Raw genomic sequence first — 6,372 nt, 5'->3', positions numbered from 1 at the left:
CACCTGCAATCGATCGTCGACGAGATTGCACCTTGTGTCCCAAGTGATGCTGCCCGAGCAATTGAAAATTTGACTGAAGACGCTCTGGAACAGTACGTCGACAAGGTGGCTGAAGACAACGTGATGCACACGGTCGATGAGATCGTCAAACGCAGCCGGATCATCCGTGAAGCGGTGGAAGCAGGGCGAGTGAAGGTGATTGGCGCGCTGTATGATGTGAAGACTGGTCAAACGAAGTTTCTCGGGGACAGCGTTTCGGGTGCCGTGCCCGAATCATCGTCCGGCCAAGCGGCGGACGTGGCTGGGTAAGGTCTCGGGCGAACGTCGTCAGGTGACCGATTCGTCCAAAGATTCTTTAAAGATCATGGGCGTGAACACTATATTCACGCCCATCCACCCAACCCATTTGCACCCGCAATGCCAACTCCCTTCAGCGAAGAACGTGCAGAACAAATTTCGCGGCATCTCAAGCTGCTGACGTTTCTATTTGTGATCTTGCCGATCGTGTTGTTGGTGGTTTTCATCGAATTTCGATTTCGCTCGATTGAAGAAAACCTACCTCACTATACGCCCAGCGTTCGCGACGAAGCTCGGCGGGAACTGGACACGATGCCGTGGCGTCCCGTCACCGGACAACGTTTGTACGTGCCCGCCTATTCGCACGTTTATCATCAAAAGGGCGAACCCTATTTGCTGACGGTCACGTTGAACGTTCGCAACACGGATGTGAACAATGAGATCGTCGTTACCTCCGTTCGGTACTTCGACACCAGCGGCAAAGAGTTGCGTTCGTTGCTTCAGAAACCGCTTCAAATCGCTCCTCTCGCCGCCACTGAATTCGTGATCGAACGGAACGACAAATTTGGTGGTAGCGGAGCCAGTTTCATCGTCGAATGGAAAGCCGGTACCGAAGTCAATCAACCGATCGTCGAAACGGTGATGGTCGACACCAGCAATACACAAGGCATCTCGTTCACCTCCTCAGCTGTCCCGATTCGCGAAAGCGGTTCCGGTGGCGAGTTTTCAACCGACGCCGAAAACATTGCTCCGGCAGGCGACTGAACAACCTCGCTGGCTTCATTCCTGCAACGACCATGTACGTTGACGGTTGGTTCGACCGGCGATTGTTACGCTGGTCCGACCGGCCTCAGCCAGCGGCGGATCGGATTAAAATGTCACCGCTCCCACCTCCCACCTCCCACCGAAACGATTGAACGGACCGCCACTCGGTCGATGAGCCAGGTCCGAATCCGATCGCGTTTCGCCTCCCCACCGTCCCATCGATCCGCAGGCGACCCCGGTTGTCGTGACGGATCCCACCGAGATTTTCCCATGCTGTCACCGATGCCTCGTTTGCTGTTTGCGTCCCTTGTCGTGTTTGCGGTCGCTCCCGCTGTTTGCGTGTCGCAGGTCAATGAACGTTCGGCGATTCGCGAGCCCGTGAAATTAATCCTCGACACCGATATGTCGGGCGATTGCGACGATGCGGGTGCTCTGGCCCTTTTGCATGCGTTGGCCGATCGAGGTGAATGCGAAATCCTGGCGGTCGTTACCAATCGACGTGACCTCACTGATGCATCGGCCGCTGCGGTGGACGCGATCAACACCTATTACGGTCGCGGTGACATCCCGATTGGGACCGACAAAAATGGGCCAACCGCTTTGCAACGAGCCAGTCCCTACACAATTGCTTTGAGAGACGAATTTGATCACGACGCGCCGGCAGACAAGGATGCCAAAGATGCGATCGATGTGTATCGAAGAGCCCTGATCGCGGAGGCCGATCAAAGCGTCACGATTTGCAGCATCGGAGCATTTTCGAATTTGGCTGAACTCGTTCGAGTGGCCCCCGAGCTGGTTCGAACCAAAGTCCAACGGCTGGTTGTGATGGGTGGTCACTTCCCAAAATCGAACCGACGAGAAACCAACATCGCCACCCATGTGGAAGCTGCTCAGTATGTGGCGGATCACTGGCCCGGCGAAATCATCTGGCACGGATTCGAGGTCGGCCAACAGTTGGTGACCGGAGCGAAACTCAAAACGACACCCAAAAACAATCCGGTCCGCCGCACATATGAGTTGCGTCCGATGCCGGGCAAAAAGATGTCCATTGACAATGGCAAACCGAGCTATGACCAAGCCGCTGCGTTGTACGCCGTCCGCGGTGCAGAACCAAAGGTCTGGCAAGTGATCCAAAACGGTCGAGTCGAGGTGAAAGAACCTGGCATCACTTCTTGGTTGCAGGAACCACCACGCGAAAAATTGGCCGCGCATTCTTACGTCAAAATCGCATCCTCGCCTCAACAGCTGGCAGATGAGATCGAGGAATTGATGGTCGCTGCGCCGCGAAAATTGGCCGACGAAGATGTTTCCGACGAGCAACGCAAAATTCGCGAACTCGAAGAAATGGCAGACCTTGCTCTGGTACCACCAACGCCCAATCTGTCACCGCTACCCGAGTACAGCTATGAGAACTTGGACTACGGAATGACGATAGGAATCTCGCAAACCCCCGGCGGTCGTTTGTGGGCGTGCTGGGTGGCGGGTGGTGACAGTCCCAAAGCCTTCTTCGTGGTCGCGACCAGTGACGACGACGGAGAGAGTTGGACTCAGCCGCGGCTCGTGCTGGATTCTCACTCGAGTGAACTGCCGCGTCCTCGCAGCATCTTGGTCGGCAATTTGTGGACTGACCCCAACGGCAAACTTTGGCTGTTCTTCGATCAATCGATGGACATGTTCGACGGACGTGGTGGCGTATGGGCGATTGTTTGCGAGAACCCTGATGCCGACAATCCGGAATGGTCCACACCTCGTCGAATCTGGCACGGAGTGACGTTGAACAAACCAACCGTTCTTTCCAATGGAGACTGGATGCTTCCGGTTTCGCTGGACGAGCGTGGTGGACTGGGAGCGTTTCGCAACTGCTTCCAAAACCTCGATCCCCTGCGAGGTGCGAACGTCTTTGTCTCGAAAGATCAGGGCGAGACTTGGCATCGCCGAGGACGTGCAACATTCCCCAATCCAGACTGGCACGAACACATGATCGTCCAGCGGAATGATGACTCACTTTGGATGCTCGCTCGCACTCGAAAAGGGATCATGGAAAGCACATCGGTCGACGGCGGTCAGACTTGGTCCGCGGCAGTCGCATCGAAGGTCAAACATCCCAACGCGAGATTCCATGTCCGGCGTTTGCAATCAGGTCGTTTGCTGCTGATCAAACATGGCGAGGCCATTGACTCACATCGCGGACGAGTGGCCCTGAGTGCTTGGTTGTCCGACGATGAAGGGCAAACTTGGTTCGGCGGTTTGATGTTGGATGAACGCAAAGGGATCAGCTACCCCGATGGCTTTCAGTCGTCCAACGGTTCAATCTATATCTCCTACGATCGCAATCGCGCCACCGACGGCGAAGTGCTGATGGCTCGGTTCACGGAAGCCGACATCGAGGCGAAGGAGCTGGTTTCACCGAACTCAAAACTGCGGTGCCTGATCAGCAAACCATTGGCGACCAAACCATCCGCCGATCGTTGAAACGGATTCTCAGCGGATTGGGAAAGAGACTGGCTCGAAACCGTTTCGCCCACACGTGTAAGCCGGTCAAATCGGTCGGATGACACGGGGGCTTCAAAATTCAAAGCCTCGCTCGTTCATGAAGTTTTGATGAACTTCTAATTCGCGATCGAAATGCGCCCGGCAGGTGGACTCATGATTCGTCCGCAAAAGCCGCTGGTTCGCATGAGGAGGTGAGGAGTGTCCCATTTGACACACCAGAATCAGACGCTTGATCGATTCGAGTCGGCTTCTCATAACCTACTCAGCCTTCGGACGATACCATTCCAAACGGGTCGGTTCCGAGCCAAACGGGCCCTCCTCATCGAAAGAGCCTTCGCTCTCACCCCCCACGGTTTCCCCATGAATGTAGCCAGCGAGAGCGTTATGGAAGACGCTTTGGACGAAGCGGTGTCTGAAGAGATGACCACCACTCAAAGCGGCAACCCAATCCTGCAATGGATCACTGTTGCGGTGCTGGTCTACTTGCTGATCTGCGCCGTTGGGTTGATTGGCAGTGGTTTCAAAACGGCGACCGGTGACGAAGCCGAAGAGATGTTCGCGTTCGCAACCAATCCCTTTGCGGGGCTGGTTGTCGGAACGGTCGCAACCGCTTTGATTCAATCCTCATCCACGGTGACGTCCATCATCGTCGGGTTGGTTGCGGGAGGCTTGCCGGTTTCCGTTGCGGTCCCGATGGTCATGGGAGCCAACATTGGCACATCGATCACCAACACGATCGTTTCACTCGGTCACGTTCGCGAGAAAAAGGAGTTTGCTCGTGCCTTTGCCGCGGCGACGGTGCACGATTTCTTCAACCTGTTGTCGGTGGTGATTTTCCTGCCACTTGAAATGATGTTTGGGCTGCTAGAGAAACTCGGCAGCTCACTGGCAAGTCTCTTCGTCGTTGAGAACGCTTCGATGAAGGGAATGAACTTCGTCAAAGCCGCGACAACACCGGTGGTGAACACCGCCAAACATATGGTTGAAAATCTGTCCGATGGAATCGGCGGAATCATCCTGATTTTGCTCGGCATCGTGATGATCTTTTTAACCATTCACTATGTCGGCAAACTGCTGAAGCAATTGATGGTCGGGCGAGCGAAAAGCATCATGCACGCTGCGATTGGAAAAGGCCCCATTTCAGGAATCGCCTCAGGAACATTCGTCACCGTTTTGGTTCAGTCCTCGTCCACGACGACGTCGTTGATGGTGCCGCTGGCGGGATCCGGTGCCTTCGGATTGAAACAAATCTACCCGTTTACGCTGGGGGCAAACATTGGCACCTGCATCACCGCACTGCTTGCCGCGACGGCGGTCGATGGGAACCAATCTGCCGCTCTTCAAATTGCATTCATTCACCTGACCTACAACGTGCTGGGAGTCCTGGTGATCTATGGCATCCCTTTCCTTCGATTCGTGCCGGTTCGCGCCGCCGAATGGCTGGGTGCAACCGCGTCGGAAAACAAATTGATCGCGTTGGCGTACATCGTTGGTGTGTTCTTCCTCATCCCCGGGCTGTGCCTGGGCATCTCCAGCATCCTTTAAGAGGCACCAACCATGAGCGGGTTCCAACACTACTCGACGCAAACGATTCGGAATTTGATCGAAGACACCGAATCGACGCTCGAACAACTGAAAGCAGAAATGCAGCGCCGCGAAGAGGCCGAACAAGAGATCCAGATCGAAGGTCTTGAAAACCACATGAAGAGTGCAGAGTTCTCGTTGCGATCGATCCGAGAATTCTTGGCATTCCTTGTCGAAGAATACCGCAGAGGGAAATGACCGTGTCCGAATCCGAGCGATCCACTGACTACGACCGAATACGCGACGACATCCTGGATTCCATCGACGAAGAGATTGAGGCCGAGATCGGCGATGCGTTGATGGAACGTTCCGCGAAACGCAGCACTGATGACGGCGGTAGAATTGGCCGCAAAGAGTACTTTGCCAGTTTGCTGAAACTGCAGCTGGAACTGGTGAAGCTTCAAGAATGGGTGGTCGCGAATCGTGTCAAAGTCGCGGTGTTGTTTGAAGGTCGCGATGCGGCGGGCAAGGGCGGTGCGATCAAACGCATTACCCAGCGACTGAATCCACGTGTTTGCCGCGTTGTCGCATTGCCGGCACCCAACGAACGCGAAAAGACGCAGTGGTACTTTCAACGCTACACACCGCACCTTCCTGCCGGCGGAGAGATCGTGCTGTTTGACCGCAGTTGGTACAACCGCGCCGGGGTCGAGCGTGTGATGGGATTTTGCACCGATCAAGAATACGAACAATTCTTTCGAACCGTCCCCGACTTTGAACGGATGATCGTTGACTCGGGAACGATCCTGTTGAAGTATTGGTTCTCCATCACGGATGAAGAACAAGAGTTTCGGTTTCAATGCCGCATCAACGATCCGTTGAAGCAATGGAAACTCAGCCCCATGGATTTGGAATCTCGTCGACGATGGGAGCAATACACCAAAGCCAAGGAAATCATGCTGGAACGTTCACACATTCCCGAGGCACCTTGGTGGGTTGTCGAAGGCAACGACAAGAAAAGAGCACGCCTGAATTGCATCCATCACTTGCTCTCGCAAATCCCTTACCGCGAAGTCCCACAGGATACGGTGGAATTACCGGATCGCTTGCACAGCGATGAGTACAAACGCAATGAGCTCCCTCAAGAAGTCTTTGTCCCAATGGTCTACTAAATCGGGATCGCATCGGATGTTGAAGTGTTTGTAAATCGGTTTTGATGCAGTCGATTCACAAAAAAGCTCGGATCGAATTCCGAAGAAATCGACCCGAGCAATGCGAGCTTAGTGGCTGTTT

At 54.5% G+C, this 6,372-nt stretch carries 6 protein-coding genes; all 6 read left to right on the top strand.

All coding sequences use genetic code 11. From position 1 onward, the window contains the following. On the top strand, positions 1-309 hold a 309-nt coding region (locus RE6C_RS06850), incomplete at its 5' end, for a carbonic anhydrase (protein ID WP_008655093.1). Between the two features lie 108 nt (positions 310-417). Beyond that, complete coding sequence (locus RE6C_RS06845; protein WP_008655092.1) at positions 418-1,062, top strand: DUF3124 domain-containing protein; 645 nt, start codon at positions 418-420, stop codon at positions 1,060-1,062. A 270-nt stretch (positions 1,063-1,332) separates the two neighbouring features. Then, a complete protein-coding gene (locus tag RE6C_RS06835) occupies positions 1,333-3,534 on the top strand; it encodes an exo-alpha-sialidase (protein ID WP_008655089.1) in 2,202 nt (733 codons plus the stop codon). Between the two features lie 405 nt (positions 3,535-3,939). After that, entirely contained in the window at positions 3,940-5,100 is a 1,161-nt protein-coding gene (locus tag RE6C_RS06825) for a Na/Pi symporter (RefSeq protein WP_008655087.1), read from the top strand. A gap of 12 nt (positions 5,101-5,112) precedes the next feature. Then, positions 5,113-5,337 carry a hypothetical protein gene (locus RE6C_RS06820; RefSeq protein WP_008655086.1) on the top strand — a complete coding sequence of 75 codons (225 nt, stop codon included), beginning with the start codon at positions 5,113-5,115 and terminating at the stop codon, positions 5,335-5,337. Then, positions 5,334-6,251 (top strand): polyphosphate kinase 2, encoded by a 918-nt coding sequence (gene ppk2 / locus RE6C_RS06815; protein ID WP_008655083.1) that lies wholly within the window; start codon positions 5,334-5,336, stop codon positions 6,249-6,251. Before RE6C_RS06820 ends, ppk2 begins: the two co-directional genes overlap by 4 nt. Positions 6,252-6,372 lie beyond the last annotated feature (121 nt).

This window comes from Rhodopirellula europaea 6C (assembly GCF_000338295.1).
GTDB classification, from domain to species: Bacteria; Planctomycetota; Planctomycetia; order Pirellulales; family Pirellulaceae; genus Rhodopirellula; species Rhodopirellula europaea.
The sequence above is the reverse complement of the archived record's forward strand: the minus strand, read 5'-3'. Positions and strand labels throughout refer to the sequence as shown.